At 54.4% G+C, this 19717-nt stretch carries 13 protein-coding genes; 4 read left to right on the top strand and 9 right to left on the bottom strand.

Annotation, left to right across the window (positions count from 1 at the left end):
• Nucleotides 1–40: 40 nt before the first annotated feature.
• Nucleotides 41–2875 (bottom strand): excinuclease ABC subunit UvrA, encoded by a 2835-nt coding sequence (gene uvrA / locus QP400_RS05080; RefSeq protein WP_048707397.1) that lies wholly within the window; start codon nt 2873–2875, stop codon nt 41–43.
• A 233-nt stretch (nt 2876–3108) separates the two neighbouring features.
• On the opposite strand from uvrA, the gene QP400_RS05075 reads away from it, so the two are divergent.
• Genes QP400_RS05075 through QP400_RS05065 form a run of 3 tightly spaced genes read left to right on the top strand, consistent with a single transcriptional unit; the run spans nt 3109 to nt 5653 of the window.
• Complete coding sequence (locus QP400_RS05075) at nt 3109–3393, top strand: YciI family protein (RefSeq protein WP_082149289.1); 285 nt, start codon at nt 3109–3111, stop codon at nt 3391–3393.
• Entirely contained in the window at nt 3393–4364 is a 972-nt protein-coding gene (locus tag QP400_RS05070) for a bile acid:sodium symporter family protein (RefSeq protein ID WP_048707400.1), read from the top strand. Before QP400_RS05075 ends, QP400_RS05070 begins: the two co-directional genes overlap by 1 nt.
• Nucleotides 4364–5653, top strand: a complete 1290-nt coding sequence (locus QP400_RS05065) for an alpha/beta fold hydrolase (protein WP_070424985.1) — start codon at nt 4364–4366, stop codon at nt 5651–5653. Before QP400_RS05070 ends, QP400_RS05065 begins: the two co-directional genes overlap by 1 nt.
• A gap of 34 nt (nt 5654–5687) precedes the next feature.
• On the opposite strand, the gene QP400_RS05060 is transcribed toward QP400_RS05065, so the two are convergent.
• The 4 genes from QP400_RS05060 to coaE form a co-directional block, all read right to left on the bottom strand.
• The gene (locus tag QP400_RS05060; protein WP_048707404.1) at nt 5688–6671 is read right to left on the bottom strand and encodes a TerC/Alx family metal homeostasis membrane protein; all 984 of its coding nucleotides are present in this window, start codon (nt 6669–6671) and stop codon (nt 5688–5690) included.
• 136 nt (nt 6672–6807) lie between these two features.
• Nucleotides 6808–9195 carry an HAD-IC family P-type ATPase gene (locus tag QP400_RS05055; RefSeq protein ID WP_048707406.1) on the bottom strand — a complete coding sequence of 796 codons (2388 nt, stop codon included), beginning with the start codon at nt 9193–9195 and terminating at the stop codon, nt 6808–6810.
• Nucleotides 9196–11289, bottom strand: coding sequence for an excinuclease ABC subunit UvrB (uvrB, locus tag QP400_RS05050; RefSeq protein WP_048707407.1), 2094 nt, complete (start codon nt 11287–11289; stop codon nt 9196–9198).
• Nucleotides 11289–11930, bottom strand: coding sequence for a dephospho-CoA kinase (gene coaE, locus QP400_RS05045; protein ID WP_204369650.1), 642 nt, complete (start codon nt 11928–11930; stop codon nt 11289–11291). The genes uvrB and coaE overlap by 1 nt, the downstream gene beginning before the upstream one ends.
• Before the next feature lie 110 nt (nt 11931–12040).
• On the opposite strand from coaE, the gene QP400_RS05040 reads away from it, so the two are divergent.
• The gene (locus tag QP400_RS05040; RefSeq protein ID WP_004805006.1) at nt 12041–13786 is read left to right on the top strand and encodes a BCCT family transporter; all 1746 of its coding nucleotides are present in this window, start codon (nt 12041–12043) and stop codon (nt 13784–13786) included.
• 51 nt (nt 13787–13837) lie between these two features.
• Here QP400_RS05040 and QP400_RS05035 read toward each other — a convergent pair whose 3' ends face one another.
• The 4 genes from QP400_RS05035 to QP400_RS05020 all read right to left on the bottom strand — a co-directional run bounded on the left by QP400_RS05035 (nt 13838) and on the right by QP400_RS05020 (nt 19368).
• Entirely contained in the window at nt 13838–14080 is a 243-nt protein-coding gene (locus tag QP400_RS05035; RefSeq protein WP_004805004.1) for a hypothetical protein, read from the bottom strand.
• 276 nt (nt 14081–14356) lie between these two features.
• On the bottom strand, nt 14357–15349 hold the full coding sequence (locus QP400_RS05030) for an asparaginase (RefSeq protein WP_048707412.1): 993 nt from the start codon (nt 15347–15349) through the stop codon (nt 14357–14359).
• A gap of 2 nt (nt 15350–15351) precedes the next feature.
• Nucleotides 15352–16806: an amino acid permease gene (locus QP400_RS05025; protein ID WP_048707415.1), complete on the bottom strand. Its 1455-nt coding sequence runs from the start codon at nt 16804–16806 to the stop codon at nt 15352–15354.
• A 423-nt stretch (nt 16807–17229) separates the two neighbouring features.
• The gene (locus QP400_RS05020; protein WP_048707418.1) at nt 17230–19368 is read right to left on the bottom strand and encodes a CAP domain-containing protein; all 2139 of its coding nucleotides are present in this window, start codon (nt 19366–19368) and stop codon (nt 17230–17232) included.
• Nucleotides 19369–19717: the final 349 nt, after the last annotated feature.

Here is a 19717-nt window from a genome sequence, read left to right as displayed (position 1 = left end):
AAAAATAAAAGTGGCCGGCAAAAGCCGGCCACTTTTACATTTAAGCCAACAATGGCTTCAGGTACTTGCCCGTCCAAGAGCCTTCGTTCTGCGCGACCTCCTCGGGGCTGCCAGTGGCAACGATAGTACCGCCGCCTTCGCCGCCCTCGGGCCCGATGTCAATTATCCAGTCAGCCGACTTGATGACGTCCAAGTTGTGCTCAATCACGATAACCGTGTTGCCCTTGTCAACAAGACCCTGTAGCACTAACAGAAGCTTTCTGATGTCTTCTAGATGCAGCCCCGTGGTGGGCTCATCCAAAATGTACACAGATTTGCCATTGGAACGCTTGTGCAATTCCGAAGCCAGTTTGACGCGTTGTGCCTCGCCGCCGGAGAGAGTGGTTGCAGACTGTCCCAGCTTCACATACCCCAGTCCGACGTCTACCAGAGTCTGCAGGTAACGGCTGATCCTTGGGATCGCGCTGAAGAATTCCACTGCCTCCGAAATGGGCATCTCTAGAACGTCAGAAACTGTCTTGCCGCGGTAGCGAATTTCGAGGGTTTCTCGGTTATACCGAGCCCCATGGCACGTCTCGCACGCGACATATACGTCCGGCAGGAAATTCATCTCGATCTTGATGGTGCCGTCGCCCTTACAGGCCTCACAGCGCCCTCCCTTGACGTTGAAACTGAATCTGCCCGGACCGTAGCCGCGCACTTTAGCCTCGGGAGTCTCGGCGAAGAGCTTGCGGACGCTGTCCCATACCCCCGTATAGGTGGCAGGATTCGACCTCGGGGTGCGCCCGATCGGCGACTGGTCAACGTGCACAACCTTCTTTAGCTGTTCCATGCCGGTGATTGACTTGTGCCGCCCCGGCACAGTCCGAGCTCTGTTGAGTGTGCGAGCGAGGGACTGATACAGGATCTGGTTTACCAGAGTTGATTTTCCTGATCCAGACACGCCAGTCACTGCGGTGAATAATCCTAGGGGGAAATCCACATCAATATTCTTCAGGTTGTTCTCGCGTGCCCCGTGTACCGACAGCTTTGCGTTCTTATCGAAGGGGCGGCGCTGTGCCGGTAGTTCAATCTGCCGTCTGCCCGAAAGGTAATCGCCAGTCAGCGAGTCTTTCGCTTTTTCTATCCCTTTTACAGGACCGGAGTAGACGACTTTGCCGCCGCCCGAACCAGCGCCAGGACCAATGTCGACAATCCAATCCGCGTTTCGGATCGTGTCTTCGTCGTGTTCTACCACGATTAGGGTATTTCCCAGGTCTCGCAGCCGAAGCAAGGTTTGAATCAGCTGGGCATTGTCTCGTTGGTGTAACCCAATGGAGGGTTCGTCCAAGACATACAGCACGCCTACCAGGCCCGAACCAATCTGGGTGGCCAGCCTAATGCGCTGCGCCTCCCCACCGGAAAGTGTTCCCGCTGCTCTGGAAAGTGTCAGGTAAGACAGGCCAACGTCGTTGAGGAAGTTCAGGCGGGCCTTTATCTCGGTAAGAATGGGGCCGGCAATCTTCTGAGCGGATCCCGCAAGGCGAAGAGTAGACAGGAACTCTGAAGACCGCTCAATTGACATATCAGTCACGTCGGCAATGGACTTGCCCTCGATAGTTACGGCAAGCACTTCTGGCTTCAGCCGCTTTCCTCCGCACTTTGCGCAGGGGACGTCCCGCATATATTCCTCGTAGCGGGCACGCTGCGAATCGGATTCAGTTTCAGCATGTTTGCGCTCAACATAGTGGATGGCCCCCTCGAATCCGGAAGCGTAGACGCGTTCGCGCCCCCACCTGTTTCTGTAGCGCACTTTGACCTTATAATCTTTGCCTTTAATTAGCGCATTGCGGGTCTTCTTTGGCAGATCCTTCCAAGGCGTGTCGAGGTCGAAGTCGAGTTCTTTACCTAATGCTTCAAGTTGGCGCATGAAGTACTTGTTAGATCCGGACCAAATGGCCACGGCGCCCTCGCCTAGACAGAGACCCTCATCAGGTACCAACAGGTCGGGATCTACCTGGAGCTTGAAACCGATGCCATCGCAAGCTTCACACGCGCCGTATGGGGCATTGAAAGAGAAAGTGCGCGGTTCGATTTCGTCCAGAACTAGTTCGTGATCGTTCGGGCACGCCCTATGCTCGGAGAATTTTCTGATGCCGTGAGGATCGTCGTCCGTCTTAGGCACAAACTCAATAAACACGCGTCCCTCGGCAATTTCCATCGCCGTCTCGACGGAATCTGTTAGACGAACGCGCACGCCCTCGCGCATCACGATCCGGTCTACAACAACCTCGATATCGTGTTTGAGCTTCTTTTCGAGCGTCGGCGGGTTATCCAGACGCATCATCTCGCCATCAACTTTTACGCGCGAGAACCCCCGCGAGCGCATGTCGTCAAAGACGTCTGCGTATTCGCCTTTGCGGCCTCTTACTATGGGGGCTAGGACTTGGAATCTAGTGCCTTCTGGGTATTCCAGCAGTTTATCTACCACTTGCTGGGGTGATTGGGAGGCGATTCTTTGGCCGCATTGCGGGCAGTGTGGTTCTCCGGCGCGAGCGAATAGGAGCCGTAGGTAGTCGTATACCTCGGTGATGGTTCCCACGGTGGAGCGGGGGTTCCTGGAGGTTGACTTCTGGTCAATGGATACTGCCGGAGAGAGGCCTTCAATGAAATCTACGTCGGGTTTGTCCATTTGCCCTAGGAATTGCCGCGCGTAGGAGGACAGGGATTCTACATACCGGCGTTGTCCTTCAGCGAAGATAGTGTCGAATGCCAGTGATGATTTGCCTGATCCGGATAGTCCTGAGAAGACGATTAGGCTATTGCGGGGCAGATCGACATCTACTCCTTTTAGATTGTGCTGACGGGCGCCACGTACTAACAGGTTTTCACTCACCCTCCAAATCTACCTGTGCTGTGGCCTAATCTCGCCTCTTAGACACTGCTTCGCCTTGGAGCGAACCTCTTCTACTTTCGCTTTGTATCTACCGGGGCGATACTTGAGTGGTGGCTTTTCCGGCGGCATAGCCGTGGTGCTCTTCGGTCAGCTAATCGATGATGAACTGGCCCTAGCCGTCGGGCGCACGCGTAAACTTGCAAGGGAAGTTCCAACCGATAGGAAGTACTGCAGTGAAAGTTTTAGTTGAATACCTCTACGACGAATCGAAGTCTGCGCAGATGGATGAGGTGCGGCCCAAGCACCGGGCTCACTTGCAGTCGCTTTTTGAAAAGGACATTGTGGTGGCTTCGGGACCGTTGGAGGGATCTGGAGCTCCTGGTGCGGTGCTTCTACTCAATGCTGCTTCCGAGGGCGAGGCGCTTGAGTTGCTTGGGGAAGACCCGTTCTTTGTTGGTGGTTTCGTAGCCAAGCGCACCGCACGTACTTGGAATCCTGTTATCGGGATATTTGCCTAGTGAGGAAGCTGCCGCCTGCTCTTTCCTCGTTTGCGGATCCGTTCATTATTGGGATTCTGCTTGTCCTTGCCCTGGGCATCTTTGTGCCGATTCCTTCCTGGGCTATCTCGGGCCTAGAGGTGATTGGTACCTTCGCGGTGATCGTGCTGTTCTTCCTGTATGGGGGAAGACTGTCTACTGCGGAGGTTATTGCTGGCCTGAAGAACATCAAGGTACAGGGCTCTGTAGCTGTGGCGACGTTCGTTATCTTCCCAATTTTGGGCTGCGTTACCTATCCACTTTGGCTATCGCTGCTCGGGAAGACTTTTGCCACTGGGATTCTCTATCTGACCTTGTTGCCTTCCACAGTGCAGTCGTCAGTAGCCTTCGTTTCTATTGCCCGAGGCAATATTGGGGCGGCAGTGTGTTCAGCGACCATCTCTAACATTGTTGGCATGGTCATTACTCCCCTGCTGGTAATGCTTGTCATGGGCACTTCTTCAGGGGTGTCTTTAGGTTCGATCGGAAACATTTTTCTGCAACTGCTCGTGCCTTTCATAGCCGGGCAACTACTCCAGCCGAAGATCGGAGGGTGGCTTCGCGCCCATAGGGGGCTTACTAAAGGGGTAGACCAGTCGACCATCTTGCTAATTGTGGCTTCTTCGGTTGCGGGAGCTACTGCCCGCGGGCTGTGGGCGCAGATTCAGCTGAAGCAGGTCCTGTTTCTGATATTGGCTTCTGTCCTGATATTGGCTGTGATGCTGGCGGTAACCTGGTTTGGTGCAAATGCCCTGGGCATGCCTATGGCAGATCGCATAGTCGTGCTCATGTGTGGGTCGAAAAAGTCCCTTGCAACCGGGCTTCCTATGGCAGCAATCATTTTCCCAACGGCTACGGTGGCTGCGGTTACCGTACCAATCATTGTTTTCCATCAATTACAACTAGTGGTCTGTGCGTCGTTGGCACAGACGTTGGCAAGAAGGAGGTCCTGATGAAGACTCATGAGTTTGTCATGCATGGGCATAAGATTATTGAACGCTGGCTCGAGGTACCCCTTGATTTCCGCACTGAAAGCGATCCGCGCACAATCACGTTCTTCTCCCGTGAATTTGTGCGGCAAGGCGGCGAAGATCGTCCTCTTTTGGTCTATTTGCAAGGCGGACCAGGCACTAAGGGGATGCGTCCGGCGAACCCCGCTTCCGGGTGGATGGATTGGGCCCTGGATCATTACCGCGTAATTCAGATTGATCAGCGCGGAACCGGGCTGTCCTCGCCAATAGATGCCCGCTACCTTTCCGAGCTTTCTGCCGAGGAAAGCGCTGCCTACTTGAGCCATTTCCGGCAAGACTCCATTGTTGCCGATTGTGAAGCTTTGCGCAGAGCACTTGGAGCGCCCCCATGGACGCTGGTAGGACAGTCCTTCGGCGGTTTTTGCATCACCGCCTATCTTTCCCTTTTCCCAGAGGGAATAGAGCGAGCCGCGATAACCGGAGGCCTCCCACACCTGGGGCACATAGATGACATCTATGAACTTACTTTCGCGCAGGCTATCCGCCGCAACGAACAGTTCGAGGACGTATACCCCGGCTCGGCCGAAACGATCCGACAGGTTGCCCAGCACATTAGCGAGGTAGACGAATACCTTCCTACCGGAGAGAAACTGACCGTGCCCAGACTCCGCATGTCTGGTCTGGGCTTAGGAATGACTGCTGGCTTTGATTCCTTGCACTATTTGTATGAAGATCCCTTCGCAGGTAGCCGCGGCTCCTCGCGCCGTCTCAGCTATTCGTTCCTTACTGACCTTGCCGGAGTGATCTCTAATGCGGCAGCGCCTCTTTACGCGCTCATCCACGAATTTACCTACGCCGGGGCGGGCCCTGCCGCTGCTGGGAAGGCAACGCAGTGGTCAGCACAGCGCCTAGCACAAGCCAATTTTGCTACTGATCCTAGCTCGGCAGAGCCCTTCTACCTGTCAGGGGAACATTTCTATCGGGAGGCTTTTACCGAAGATCCCGCTATGGCGGGGACTGTAGGGGCAATGGATGTACTGGCAGAGCAAACCGATTTCCCGCTCACCTATCTACCCGAAGTCCTAAACTCCAATCAGGTCCCTGTGGCTGCGGCGGTCTACCAGAACGACATGTTCGTGCCGGCCCCGCTCTCGCTCGAGACCGCTTCCCAAATTCAAGGGATCCGGGTACTTCATACCAATGAGTTCCAGCATGACGGCATCCGCACCAGGCCCACCATGGTGCACGACCTCTTAGCGATGACGTATTAACAGATTTTCCCCCTGCAATTGTAGGGGGAAAACTTTACTTTGCGTGCTTCTTTGTATACCACAAAGAGACGATTGTAGTTATCGCAATAACAATTATGATGTAGCCCATCGAGAACGCGATAGACGGCTCAGGAAGGGCCTGTGCCCAAGTTTCAGAACCAAATATTGGTGCCTCGTGCAGGGCGTGGAGGAATAGTTTCACTGCAATGAAACCAAGGATCAGCGCAAGCCCGTAGTGCAAGAACACTAGCTTCTCGAGTAAGCCACCAATCAGGAAGTAAAGCTGCCGCAAGCCCAGCAAAGAGAACGCATTAGTGGCAAACACCAGATACGGCTCGTTAGTTAGTCCGAAAATAGCTGGAATTGAATCCATTGCAAACATGATGTCGGCCGAGCCAATAGCAACAACACACAGCAGCATGGGAGTCAGGTAGGTTTTGCCACTGTGGCGGTGGAAGAACTTATCCCCCACGAACCCATCGGTGACAGGGAAGATCTTGCGCGCCCACCTAGTTAGGGCGTTCTCTTTGTATTCTTCTTGCTGTTCCTCTTCAAGGGAGCCCACGCCCTCGCGCGCCTGATTGATCGCGGTGTAAGCCAAGAATGCGCCAAAAAGGTAGAACACTGCCGCGAAGCGGTTGATAATAACCGCCCCCATCAAAATGAACACTAACCTGGCGAGAATTGCAATAACGATCCCCCACAACAGCACTATCTGCTGATCCCGGCGGGGAACCTTGAACCCAGTGATGATAATGATGAAAACAAAGAGGTTATCCAGCGACAGAGATTTCTCGGTCAAGAATCCCGCCAAATACTCAGTCGCGAAGGAACCACCCCAGATACCCCACACAATTAGTGCGAAGGACAGTCCCAACCCGACGTAGATGGCAGACCAAAGTGCTGCCTCTTTCAAAGTAGGTTCGTGAGGGGTACGAATATGGGCAATAATATCGAAGATGATCATGCCGATGATCATGGCGGACAGACCTATCCACCCAAGAATGTGTACGTCCAACTATTTATCCTCCGGTACCAAAAATACACGGAGGTCTCTTTCCGCCTGCAAGGCTATGGGACCGGGCTTGCGCCGTGATGACGACCCCAATGTTTCTGGAAGTACTCCCCTCCGCCTCAAGTGTACAAGGCGTGCGTCAGCTACGACGACGCTGACGCCCTAATGTGGTGCTTCGCATCTTGGCTGCCACCAACACGAGCACCACCCCAACCGTTCCCGCAATGGCAGCCACTTGCCATAGCTGCCGGGCAGGGAAAGCTAACGAGAAGAGGAATCGCAGATCTGGCACAGCAATGACACCCACGACAGCTGCGACCATAGCCCCCACCAGCAGGCCCCGCCAGGTCAACAAGGGCCTGGAAGCCAAAGCCAAGACTGTAGCCGAGATCAGGGCCAGAGTGATAGTAGCGACCGTGGCAGCATCGGCTCTACCGGCATGTATTCCCCTGGCAGTCCACCAGTATGCGAAGAAGACACATCCGGCCGCCACAACACCACTGGGCAGAGCGATTGACAGCGTGCGGCGCAAGAAGCCTCTGCGATAGCGCTGGTTTGTGGGCGAAAAAGCCAAAATAAAAGCCGGCAGCCCAATGAAGAACACGCTAATGAGCGTCAGATGCCGCGGCAAGAAAGGATACGGAATCGTAAAAATACTGACCAGGGCTGCAATGATTGTTGCGTAGACAGTTTTCGTCAAGAACAGTGACGATACCCTCTCCATATTCGCCAGTACTCGGCGCCCCTCGGCCACAACCGGTGGCAAGGCAGAAAACTCTCCGTTCAACAACACGATCTTCGCGGCAGCCTTGGTAGCCGGAGCGCCAGACCCCATGGCAACTCCCAGGTCAGCCTCCTTTAGCGCCAACGCGTCGTTTACCCCATCACCTGTCATGGCTACAGTGTGGCCGGTGGCCTGCAGAGCCTGCACAATATATTGCTTCTGTTCTGGCAAAACGCGCCCTAGCACATCAATATTCTCTAGTACCTCGCTTATCTCGCTAATGTCTCTAGGAAGGTCGCGAGCATCCCCTACCCGCGGAGATTCCATGCCTGCTTTTGCTGCCACCGCAGCTACAGTGACTGGGTTGTCACCCGAGATGATCAGGGAACGTACACCCTGCTGCCTAAAGTACTGCAAAGTGCGGTTTGCGTCCGGGCGAAGTTGTTCTACACACGCGATTAGTGCCCAGTCGGTTCGGGAAGGGGCAAGGTCAGAGTGTTTCCCGTCGGCTCTTACCAGCAGCAGTACTCTTGTACCGTTTTCTGCAGCCCGCTCAACGGCTTGCATAGTTTGTTCAGAGGTAGCAATAAATTCTGGCGCGCCCAAATACCACGTGACGCCCTGGGTAGTGAAGCTTGCCCACTTCCGCCCCGAGTCAAAGGGATCTATTTTGCCCTCAGCTGGTCCTATTTCCAGAGCATCATCGATGGCCTGCGCCGTTTCGTTTACGCGATCAGCTACCAGCGCCGCCAGAGCTCGTGCGGCCTCGGGCTCGCTATCGGCGAATGCCCTGGCGGGATCTTTCGGATCCTGCCACGCATGAAGTGGGCGGCCACCGCCTGAAAGTGGCACGATATCACCTAGCTCGATCCGACCACTCGTCAAAGTGCCGGTCTTATCCAGGCAGAGCGTGTCGACACGGGCGAGCACTTCAACAGCCGGCATCTGCTGGACGAGCACGCCTTTCTTCACCAGTTTTAGGGAGGCCGTAGCAAAGTTCACGGACGTCAACAACACGAGCCCCTGTGGAATCATCCCCACTATTCCGGCAATCACCGCAATAACTATGCCTCGCCAGGCACCGTTGCCTAGCGCCCGGTTCCATCCGCCGGCCACGTGGATTTGTGACCACGCCAGGATAAGCACCATGATGGGGATCGCCCGGCCAATAAGAACGATAATCCGGTTGATGCCGTCTGCGATCTCGGACTTGGCAAGCTTAAACTTTCGCACGTCTGCGCCCAGCCGAGCAGCGTAGGAATCATCTCCGACGGCCTTCACGCTAACCAGCGCACTACCTGCAGTAACGGTCGCGCCTGACAGCACTTCATCGCCGTTCTTTTTCTTCTGGGCTCTCGATTCACCGGTAAGGATCGACTCGTCGCAGGCAAAGCCTTGAGCTTCTTCAACTACCCCGTCAGCAGGAATCTGGTCGCCGCGTTTTATCCGCAGCCAGTCTCCTAACACGATCTGATCTGGCCGTAACTGCGTTTCCTGACCATCGCGAAGAACATTCAACGGGGAGGTATTCAAAATTGCGACCTTGTCCAGGGTGCGTTTCGCCCTCCATTCAGTAAAAATACCCGTAGCCGCATTTGTAACAAGAACCAGCCCAAATACCGCATCCGGCCAAGACCTCAGTGCTATAACCACTACCAAGCAGGCAGCCAAAATGGCGTTAAATAGCGTAAACACATTCGCTTTGACGATCTCGTGAAGAGGCCGCGACGTCGTCACGTGCGCCACGTTTACTTTCCCAGCCTGCGCTAGCTCACCAGCCTGCCTGGAAGTTAGCCCTTTCATCTAGTTAGCTGCCTTCATCTGCCGTAGTTCTTTCTTTAGGTCTGCTATCTCATCACGCAGCCGCCCAGCAACCTCGAATTGCAATTCCGCTGCGGCGGCGTGCATCTGCTTCGTCAGATCTTCTATCAAACCAGATAGATCGCCCTCTGCGGCGGAAGCCAGGCGGGCACGCACGGATAGATCTGCCTCACTAATTTCTTTTCGGCTCGGACCAGAGCGGGCCCCCCGATAGTGTCCTTGCAGTAGTTCTTCAGTATCTATGTCCTCGCGGGCGAGCATATCGGTAACGTCCGAGATCTTCTTGCGAAGAGGCTGCGGATCAATGCCGTGTTCCTTGTTGTAGGCCATCTGCTTTTCGCGTCGCCGCTCTGTCTCGTCAATAGCAAAACGCATCGACTCCGTGATGTTGTCGGCGTACATGTGGACCTCGCCAGAGACATTTCGGGCCGCACGGCCAATCGTTTGAATTAGCGAGGTAGTAGAGCGCAAGAACCCTTCCTTGTCCGCATCCAAGATAGCCACAAGTGACACTTCCGGAAGGTCCAACCCCTCTCTCAGCAGGTTGATGCCGACCAGCACATCAAATTTGCCTTGGCGCAGCTCTCGCAGCAATTCCACGCGGCGCAGCGTATCCACGTCCGAGTGCAGGTATTCGACTCGCACTCCTCGTTCGGCGAAGTAGTCGGTCAGGTCTTCAGCCATTTTCTTGGTCAGGGTAGTGACTAGGACTCGCTCTTCCTTGGCTACTCGCGCCTGTATCTCGCCCAGTAAATCATCAATCTGTCCCTCCGTCGGCTTCACGACTACCTTAGGATCAACCAGCCCAGTAGGACGAATAATCTGTTCCACCACTCCGTCCGACTTCTCTAATTCGTAATTTCCGGGCGTAGCTGACAGGTAGACTGTCTGCCCAATCCGCTCTAGGAACTCTTCCCACTTGAGCGGGCGGTTATCCATCGCCGATGGCAAGCGGAAGCCGAAGTCCACCAGCGTCCTCTTTCTGGACATGTCGCCCGCATACATGGCTCCAATTTGCGGCACGGTGACGTGAGACTCGTCAATGATCAGCACAAAATCATCTGGGAAATAGTCAAGCAGCGTGTTCGGTGGCGTACCGGGACCGCGGCCATCTATGTGCCTCGAGTAGTTTTCGATCCCCGCACAGGTCCCTACTTCGCGCATCATCTCGAGGTCGTAGGTAGTTCGCATACGGAGCCTTTGCGCTTCCAGCAACTTGCCTTCGCGTTCCAGCTCTGCCAGCCGCTCCTGCAGTTCCTTCTCGATCGACTCCAGTGCACGTTCCATGCGCTCCGGGCCGGCCACGTAGTGCGAGGCGGGGAAAATAAAGACCTGTTCCTCTTCACGAACCACGTTGCCTGTAAGTGGGTGCAACGTAGTCAACGATTCAATCTCGTCACCAAACATCTCGATGCGGATCGCCAGCTCTTCGTAAACTGGGATTATCTCGATTGTGTCCCCGCGGACTCGGAAAGTCCCCCGAGTAAAAGACATGTCGTTGCGCTGGTACTGCATGGTGACAAATTGGCGCAGTAGTACGTCGCGGTCGATCTGCATGCCCACTTCAAGGGCCACCATTCGGGCCACGTATTCCTGCGGCGTACCCAGGCCGTAGATGCAGGACACAGAAGAAACCACTACAGTATCGCGCCGGGTCAGCAACGAGTTCGTGGCCGAATGTCGAAGCCTCTCCACCTCGTCATTAATCGAGGAATCCTTTTCGATATAGGTATCGGTTTGCGGCACGTACGCTTCTGGCTGGTAGTAGTCGTAGTAGGACACAAAGTATTCGACCGCATTGTTAGGCAGCAGTTCCCGAAACTCGGCGGCGAGCTGGGCCGCCAGCGTCTTGTTCGGCTCCATGATCAAAGTTGGACGCTGAATCTGTTCGATTAGCCAGGCAGCGGTCGCTGACTTGCCTGTGCCCGTCGCGCCAAGCAGGACTATGTCCTTCTCGCCATTGTTGATCCGCTCAGCAAGCTCCGCGATCGCGGTAGGCTGATCACCCGAAGGCGAATACTCGCTAATAACCTCGAAACGTTTATCTTTGCGCTCAACTTTTGGAAAGTCGGTCATCATGCCCTTTCAAGAAGTCTTGGCCAAAGCACCTCTTCGATGGCACGGCGGACTTCTTCTTGTTTGCCAGAGTTATTTACTACTACGTCTGCTACCTGCAATCGCTCAGTGTCACTAACCTGCGCAGCCATACGCGCGCGGGCTTCATCCTCACTCAAACCTCTACCAATAAGACGTTGCACTCGCACCTGCAGTGGAGCCCACACGATTAGCACCAGATCAGTCTCAAATCCGGTCTCGACTAAAAGAGGAATGTCATATACACGCACCTTGCCCGGCTCTACTGCGTCTAGGAATGAGCGTGCACGAGCCTGGATCAGTGGGTGCATAATTCTCTCCAGGCGGGCGCGTGCCTCATCATCGCCGAACACCCGTTTGGCTAGCTGCTGTCGATCTAGGCTGCCATCGGCACGAAACACCGCACTACCAAAAGCTGCTCGAATTGGAGGTAGTGCATCACCATCGCCGGCAGTTAAATCATGTGAGATCTGGTCAGCACTGACTACCTGCGCCCCTAGCTCCGCAAGCGTCGCCGACACCGTAGACTTGCCCGCACCTATGCCCCCAGAGACCGCCATCGCCAGTCCCTGACCATCGGTTTTCGGTAACCGATTTATCAACACCAATGAATCTAGAGCCACCCTGCTAGTGTAGCCGGATTTGCCCGCCCTCCCACATACGCAAACTAGCCAACAGCGAATTTTGATGAAACACTGACGAAGGTGAATGCCCCCAATAGTAAAGAGTGTTAATGACATCTTCAACTGAAGTTACAAAAAAGAAGCCTAAAAAGAAGGTCGATTATGCGGTCGCCGGCGTTTCTAAGTGGGTCTTCTACCCCTCTGTCGCCATCCTCGTATTGTTCGTCCTCAGCGCGATCGTGTTCCCCGAGCAATTCGAGAGCGCCATTTCTACCGTTTCCAGCCAAATCGTAGGTTCATTTTCTTGGTATTACGTACTAGTTGCCACGGGGTGTGTCATCTTCGCCCTCGTCGTGGCGTTTAGTAAGTTCGGCGATTTGAAGCTGGGGAAGGAAGATGAGGAACCCGAATACTCCACCATTTCCTGGTTCGCCATGCTCTTCGCAGCAGGCATGGGCATCGGTCTGGTTTTCTACGGTGCAGCTGAGCCGCTGTCACACTTCATGACTCCCCCTCCGGGGACTACTACGAGTGACGCCGAACATGCTCGCCTAGCGATTGGCACTTCATTCTTGCACTGGGGCATGCACCCGTGGGCAATTTACGCAATTGTTGGCCTATCCATTGCCTGGGCAGGCTTCAGGCGTGGCCGCCCCATGTCAATCAGGTGGACTCTAGAACCAGTATTGGGCGAAAAGCGAGTCAAAGGCCACTTTGGCGACCTGGTAGATGCAGTCGCGGTAATCGGTACCGTGCTCGGCATCTCCACCTCGCTTGGCCTAGGCGTAAACCAGGTGGCCGCAGGCATCGAATATCTGACCGGATTCCACGCCACCAAAACGATCCTAATCATCCTCGTTATCATCATTTCCTCCCTCGCGGCTCTCTCTGTAGCATCAGGGCTGGACGCAGGCATCAAGTTCCTATCGAACACCAACCTGGTCGTTGCTGCGCTGCTCGCCTTTGCCGTAGCCGCACTAGGCCCCACCACATTCCTGCTCAACGAGTTCGTCCAGGATCTTGGCACCTACTTTGGCAACCTGATCAACATGTCCTTTAGAACTTTCCCCTTCCAGGGCATAAAGGGCACCGAATGGCTAGCATCCTGGACCACCTACTACTGGGGTTGGTGGATGGCCTGGTCATCCTTCGTCGGGGTCTTCATCGCCCGAATTTCCAGAGGGAGGACAGTACGGGAATTTATCATCGGCACGATCGCAGCTCCCACTCTTGTCACCTTCGTGTGGTTCGCAATAATGGGGGGTAACGCGCTCTACCAGCAGATGTTCCGCGACGTTACATTCGCAGGTGCAGACGGAAAGATTGACGCTAATACAGCGTTCTTCCAGTCTCTTGAGAACCTGCCAGCCTCCCAGCTACTTTGCGGCGTGGCGATCATCGTAATCGTGATCTTCTTCGTCACGTCCTCAGATTCCGGGTCCTACGTCATTTCGATGCTTTCCACCGCTGGCAACCCTGATCCTTCCCTTTGGGTACGACTGACCTGGGCAGCTATGACTGGCGCGGTAACTGCAGCCGTTCTGAGCTCTTCGTCTTCTGACATCGGGTTGGCTGCACTGCAGTCGCTCTCGATTATGGGCGCACTCCCCTTCTCGTTGGTAATCATCGGTATGGCAATATCGGTGTGGCGAAATCTGGGGCAAACCAAGAAACAGATGGATAAGCAGGACCGCCGGATCCGACACGCCATGTTGGTGCAGGCTGTTTCTGAGGAAGTCACCGAAAACATCACTTCTACAAGCACGGACAAGTCGCACAGGCCGAAACCGATCACGGTCGCTCCGGAAGTGCGCAGGTACATGAAATCTTTCCGTGCCCAACGTCGTAAGAAGTAAAAGGGCATAAAATATGCTCCCCATCCGGGGAGCATATTTTATGTCTCAACTCTAGTGACGGGTGTACGCCTCCGAGTCCGAGTAAGCCTGTGCGTAGATGTCTAGAGCTTCTGGTTCAGTGATCATGACCGCTACTGAACACGCAACTAGCAGCAGTGCTCCCACAATTGCGGGTACGGGGGTAGACATGACCGCACCAGCAATGATTAGAAGTAAGCCCAGGGTGAACGCCATTATGTAGGCGATCGATCGAATATCTTTTCTAGTACCGGTTGCTGTTTTGACTTTTTCCATCACATCGTCCTTCCATCCTCGTATCCTCTGCCTTCTAGGCAGTTAATAGTTTGCGGATTAGGCAGGTAATGCACAACTGTCTAAAAAGTTTTGGAGCGTGCCAAGGTAGGGGGGCTTCAAAAATTTCAGATTTTGCTTCTTATAGCCCAACAGAAACAGTGGAGTTGGGCTCATGTCGAGCAACCTGTTAGCTCTGCTACAGTTTTTTCTCCACTGCCATTTAGAGCGCGCTAAGGGCGGGAAGGTTTCCCCTCCCGCCCCTTTATGGTTTCGCGCTTACAGCTCGCTAGCTATAGGCTTTCGCATCCACTCGGCAATCTGCCTACCAGTCAAGCCTTGACTTAGCAGGAACACCAGCTTCGCGTAGGTTGCTTCCAGGGTCATATCTGCAGCACCTACACAGCCCGCCGCTGCCAGCACATCTCCAGTTTCGTATGCACCTAGAACGACTTCTGCCTGGACGCACTGGGAAGCGATAACTACGGGCACGCCCGCTCGCACTAGCTCCCCCAGCACCTCTACGAAACCGGGTTCGTTAGAGGGCGCGTTGCCGACCCCAAAGGCCCGGACGATGACGGCCTCAGGCTTGGGAGTGACGAGTGCGGATAACCTCTCTGCTGTAATACCCGGCACCAGATCTATTACAGCCACGTCGTGCCGTTTGTAGGGGGCGCGGCTTTTGAAAGGGAATTCCTGTTCCCGGGCGATTGTTTCGGGCTTATTCCAGTGCCAGGGCCCACCCGCAATCGCCAATGGGGGCACAGCAGGAGTAGCGAATCCTTCGAATCCCCACGAAGAAACCTTCGTTGCCCTATTACCGCCAAGTAGGTGGTCACCGAAATAAAGGCTCACTCCTTGCGCTTTGCCAGAGGAAGCGGCGGTGAGTGCCCCCATGACATTCTTGCCGGCATCTGACCCCGGAGCTCCCAGAGGTAGCTGTGAACCGGTAATCACCACTGGCTCCGACTTGCCGACTCGTGCATACGACAGAGCTGCCGCAGTATAGCTCATGGTGTCTGTTCCATGCAGCACGACGTAGGCGTCTGCTCGGTACGTGTCGAGGGCGGCCAAGATTGCTTCCCAGTCGTCTGGGGTCGCGTTCGAGGAGTCAATAAGCTTATCCAGCTCAGTGAGGCCGACTACCCCTTCAAGATCGGTTCCAGCCAGCAGTTTTTTCAACCATCCTTCAAGGTCCGCCCCCGGAATTAGCCCGTTCGGAGAAGACACCATTCCGATGGTGCCGCCAGTGTAGATAACCTGAATACGCACGCTTACTCCTTAGGAAGCTCCTCTATGTTTTCATCAAGCATAGAGTCCATTAGGTCCGGATCGATACGATTACGCACTGCGAACCAACCAATCACCATCGCAATAGCTACGCCAACGAACATGTACAGGGTCTGCCTGCCAATCCCATCCGTGTCAAATGCCATCGAGACGATCACGCCGGCGAAGAATACGATAGCTAGCAGGTTTGACCAGGGCGCCAGCGGCAACCGGTAGTCCGGCCGCTCCACTTCCCCGGCATTTGCCTTGCGCACAAACACCCAGTGAGAAACGAGGACCGAAATCCAGGTTCCAGCAATACCGATGGCAGCCAGATTCATTACAATCTCGAAAGCGTTGGTCGGATAGACGTAGTTGATAAGGACGCCGATCAGCCCGAGCAGTGAGGTAATCGCGATGCCGCCTGTCGGAACCTTGTGCTTGTTAAGCCGTGCAGCAATCTTTGGCGCTTCGCCTGCCACAGCCATCGAACGCAACGTGCGCCCAGTAGCGTAAAGGCCGGCATTTAGCGAGGAGAGCGCTGCAGTCAGCACCACAACCTGCATAATGTCACCAGCATGGGGAACGCCGATACCGGTAAAGAATGTCACGAATGGCGACTCTTCCTTCGAATATGCAGTCCAGGGCAACACCAGCGTCATTAGCACCACAGAACCAACGTAGAAGAAGGCAATGCGCAGGATCATAGAGTTAATGGCCTTAGGAAGGACGTGGCGAGCCTCCGCAGCTTCACCAGCTGCTACTCCGACCATTTCCGTTCCGCCGAACGCAAAAATGATACCGAGCGAAAGGGTAAACATTGGCAACACGCCCATCGGGAAGAAACCGCCATTTGCAGTTAGGTTATGGATTCCCGCGTGCTCACTGCCCACTGCCGCACCAGTCACGATCGCCCAGATAGCAATTACCATGAACGCAATGATTGCCGCGATCTTGATAGCTGCAAACCAAAATTCAAACTCGCCGAAGAACTTGACGCTGAAGATGTTCAGCGTAAAAACCACAGCCAGCGCAATCGCCGCAAGAATCCATTGCGGAATATGACCGAACAAAGACCAGTAGTGCAAGTAGAGCGCAACTGCGGTAATATCTGCCATCACCGTGACCGCCCAGTCTAGGAAGAATAGCCATCCAGTTGTATAAGCAGCTTTCTCCCCAAGGAATTCGCGCGCATAGGAAACGAACGCACCCGAGGACGGACGATGAATGGTCAGCTCCCCTAGAGCGCGCACCATGATAAATGCGAAGAACCCACATAGGGCATACGAAATAGCTAGGGCAGGTCCTCCCTGTGCAAGGCGGCCACCTGCACCAAGGAACAGCCCGGTGCCAATGGAGCCGCCAATAGCAATCATCTGAACGTGGCGGTTTTTTAACGCCTTGTCGTATCCAACGTCAGATTTATCCTGCTTGATCTGCGTTTTCTTTGCCTCAGACATTTTGAGTACCTTTTCTTTTGTCTTGGAACAGTATTGATCTATCACCTAAATCTCTACGGACAGTAAGTCTTAGGTCATAGCAGTAAAGAAACTCCAAAGAGAATACCATTTGTTTATTGTTAACATACCTAGAGTTAGGTAAGAAAATCCGTTTCGTACTCGTCTTTGAGCCCTAACTAGTCCTGGCTATGGCTTCTCAATAGCATTCTGCCTAATCTCCCGGTTATTGACTCTCTGTAGCGACTTACCGTATTACCTTTTCCACTCACCAATGAATGAAGGGGCATCCGCGTATGCATTTTATGTTAGCCATAAAGCGCTAGAGCCGGTTTGCCTTTTACACAATTTAGGTTTTCTGATCTGCTCTAAATGTAAAAGTGAGGGGCAGTGTAATAACTGCCCCTCACTTATCCCGATACTCTGCTAGTCCTCCAGCGCCTGTCCTGCTTCAGCTACCTTCTCGGCAGCTGCCTCTGCTGCTTTCTGCGCGTTTTCCGCATTGTCAGCCGCAGCCAGCGCAATATCTTGCGCTTCTTGCTCTTCACCTTCTGCGGTCACTACCTCCTCCGCCACAGCAGCTTCCTCTTGCTTAGCAGAGTCTAGTTCCTCTTCAGCTTCTGCCTGACGGGCTTCAGCCTCGTCGTTTTGCCGCTGCGCTTCCTCAACCTGTGGGTCCGCAGCCGCCTCCTCCTTAGCCTTTTCTATTTCTGTCTCAGCTATCTCTTGACGCTGGCGAGCCTGCTTGGAGGCTTCTTCAGCTTGCACCTGTGCGCTTCCTGCTTCCTCAGCGGAAGCAGAGGCACTGTCTGCCACAGCCTGCGCCTTCTCTGCTTCAGCTTTAGCCTTATCCACCTTTGCCTGGGCTTCTTCTAGACGTTCCTGCTTGGTGGCATTATTGATGAAGCCAGCTGGGTCTTCCGTAGGCAAGTTCTCGCTGCCAGCGATGTAACCAGGATTATCTCCTAGTTTCTCTCCTTCATAAGTAATGTCACCAGTTACGTCCACCCCAGCTATCAGGCGGGTTGAGGCTATCTTGTAGGAATCAGACTCAGGCAATTCGCCTACTGGGTAGAGCCGGTGGGCCACGTAAATACCGCCCGTCTTAGTGGTGGCTACCCCCAGTCCTTGGTAGGACCAGTCCCGCAGCATGTTCTTGTTATGCCATTCCGACTTCTTCCAAGCATCAAAGACTTCGTCGGCGAGCACCAGCGGACTACGCCACTTTCCCCCTCCGACCCAAGCGATGTTCTCAGCGTGGATGTACTTCAGTCCGTCTATGTACTTCAGATCCATTCCGCTAATAAGGTCACTAGCGTGTATCAGGTTGTCCTCCTGGGCCATGAACTGCGCCCAGGTCCTTGAGGCATGATCAGCTGCATGGTTGGCAACTAGCGGACGAAGCCCGGCCTTCTCGCGGTAGGAATTTATCTTCTCCATTAGCATGTGTGCGATCAGGGTCTCCCGGTCATGCACAGAGACTTTGCGCCAGTCCCCGATTGGCCAGCTCTGGCCTTCTGGAACTTCTGCTTCGAGGGAATCGTAGGCCGCCTGAGTATCAACAACCACCTGCTTAGCTTCTTCGGCAGCAGCTTTCCTCTGCTGAGCAACGGCACGAGCCGATTGTGCTACGTGTTTTGCCTCAGCTACATTGGCCACAGCCTTCTTTACTTCCGCTTTCACCGCCTCGAGTCGGAAGAGAGCTGCTTCTACTGACTTGTTCGCAGCAACTTGGGCCCTCAATAGCGCGGCATTAGCATTCTTCGTTGCAGTCCTACTTGCGGCTACTCTTTCTTCAACCTGTTCTACCTTCTGCTTGGCTGCCTCCAGTTTGGCTTTCACTTCGGCAAGCTTTGTCTGCTTCTGTTTGAGCTGGGCGTTCGCTCCCTGCAAAATCATCTCGGCTTGAGCCGCCTGATTCTTGGCCTGTGAGTACGAGGTACGGGCTGCTTCGAGGGCCTCTGTCAGGGCTGCCTGCGCGTCGCTGCCGGGCTCTCCGGTTCCCCCACCAGGATTACTGGGCTGGGTGGCATCTGGGGCCTGTTCTCCAGCGCCCGGTTTAGCTGGCGAGGTCGGACGGGATTTCGCTACCTGATCCTGCTTATTCTTGCCAGGACGAGTAACCGTAACCGGCTGGACAAGACTAGAGTTCCCGCCTACCTTGGTGGCCGGATTGAGGGTCCCACCTTCCGTTTTCTGACGAGGAACCAGGGATTGCAGCTGGGAGTTTTGGGACAGGTCGGCGGTGCCCTGAGAATGGTTATTTTCGGATTCTGCTGGTGTGCCAACTGTTCCAGTATCCGCCACTCCCGGCAGCTGTTGCGGGTGAGATGCCTCCTCCTTTTGATCCTTACCTTGACGTTTCGGAGAATCCTTCTTAGGAGTCTGTTTTTCTTCCGCACTTCCCGTCGATCCGCCTTGTGCGCTCGGCGAGGAAGCCGACTTGAGTGCATTTTCAGTTTGCTCGTTATTGGTGGAGCATGCACTCAACGAAGCAACAGTTATGGCGGCTAAAGCTGAGGCTGCAACAACCTGCCGAGGGCGGAACATGTTCTTAGTAGCCAATTTTTACTCCTTCTTAGAAGTTTCTTCGAATTGGCAACCCCACCCACGCTGTGGGGCCGCCAAGGCAGCCACAGAATGGCACTATTGCAAGAAAAATGAAACCTCATTCAGGGCCGCACGAAAAACTGGCGCAAATTAATACATGAGCGAACGCACACTCCGTCCGGCGCAACAGGCTAAGGTCCTACAAATCCGCTTTTCGTTGGAATTTAGCGGAATTTATACCAGATTCAAAGATTTCAAGCGGCTTTCCCTCTCGACAGGCGAGACGGGGGTTAAGGGTCAAAAAGTGTGTCCGGAATCGCGGATTTTCACGGATTGACCTGTAGGTTTCCGGAAAGTATATGCT

Origin of the sequence: Winkia sp. UMB3158, from assembly GCF_030217145.1 — a bacterium.
In the GTDB taxonomy this organism is placed as follows: Bacteria; Actinomycetota; Actinomycetes; order Actinomycetales; family Actinomycetaceae; genus Winkia; species Winkia anitrata.
The sequence above is the reverse complement of the archived record's forward strand: the minus strand, read 5'-3'. Positions and strand labels throughout refer to the sequence as shown.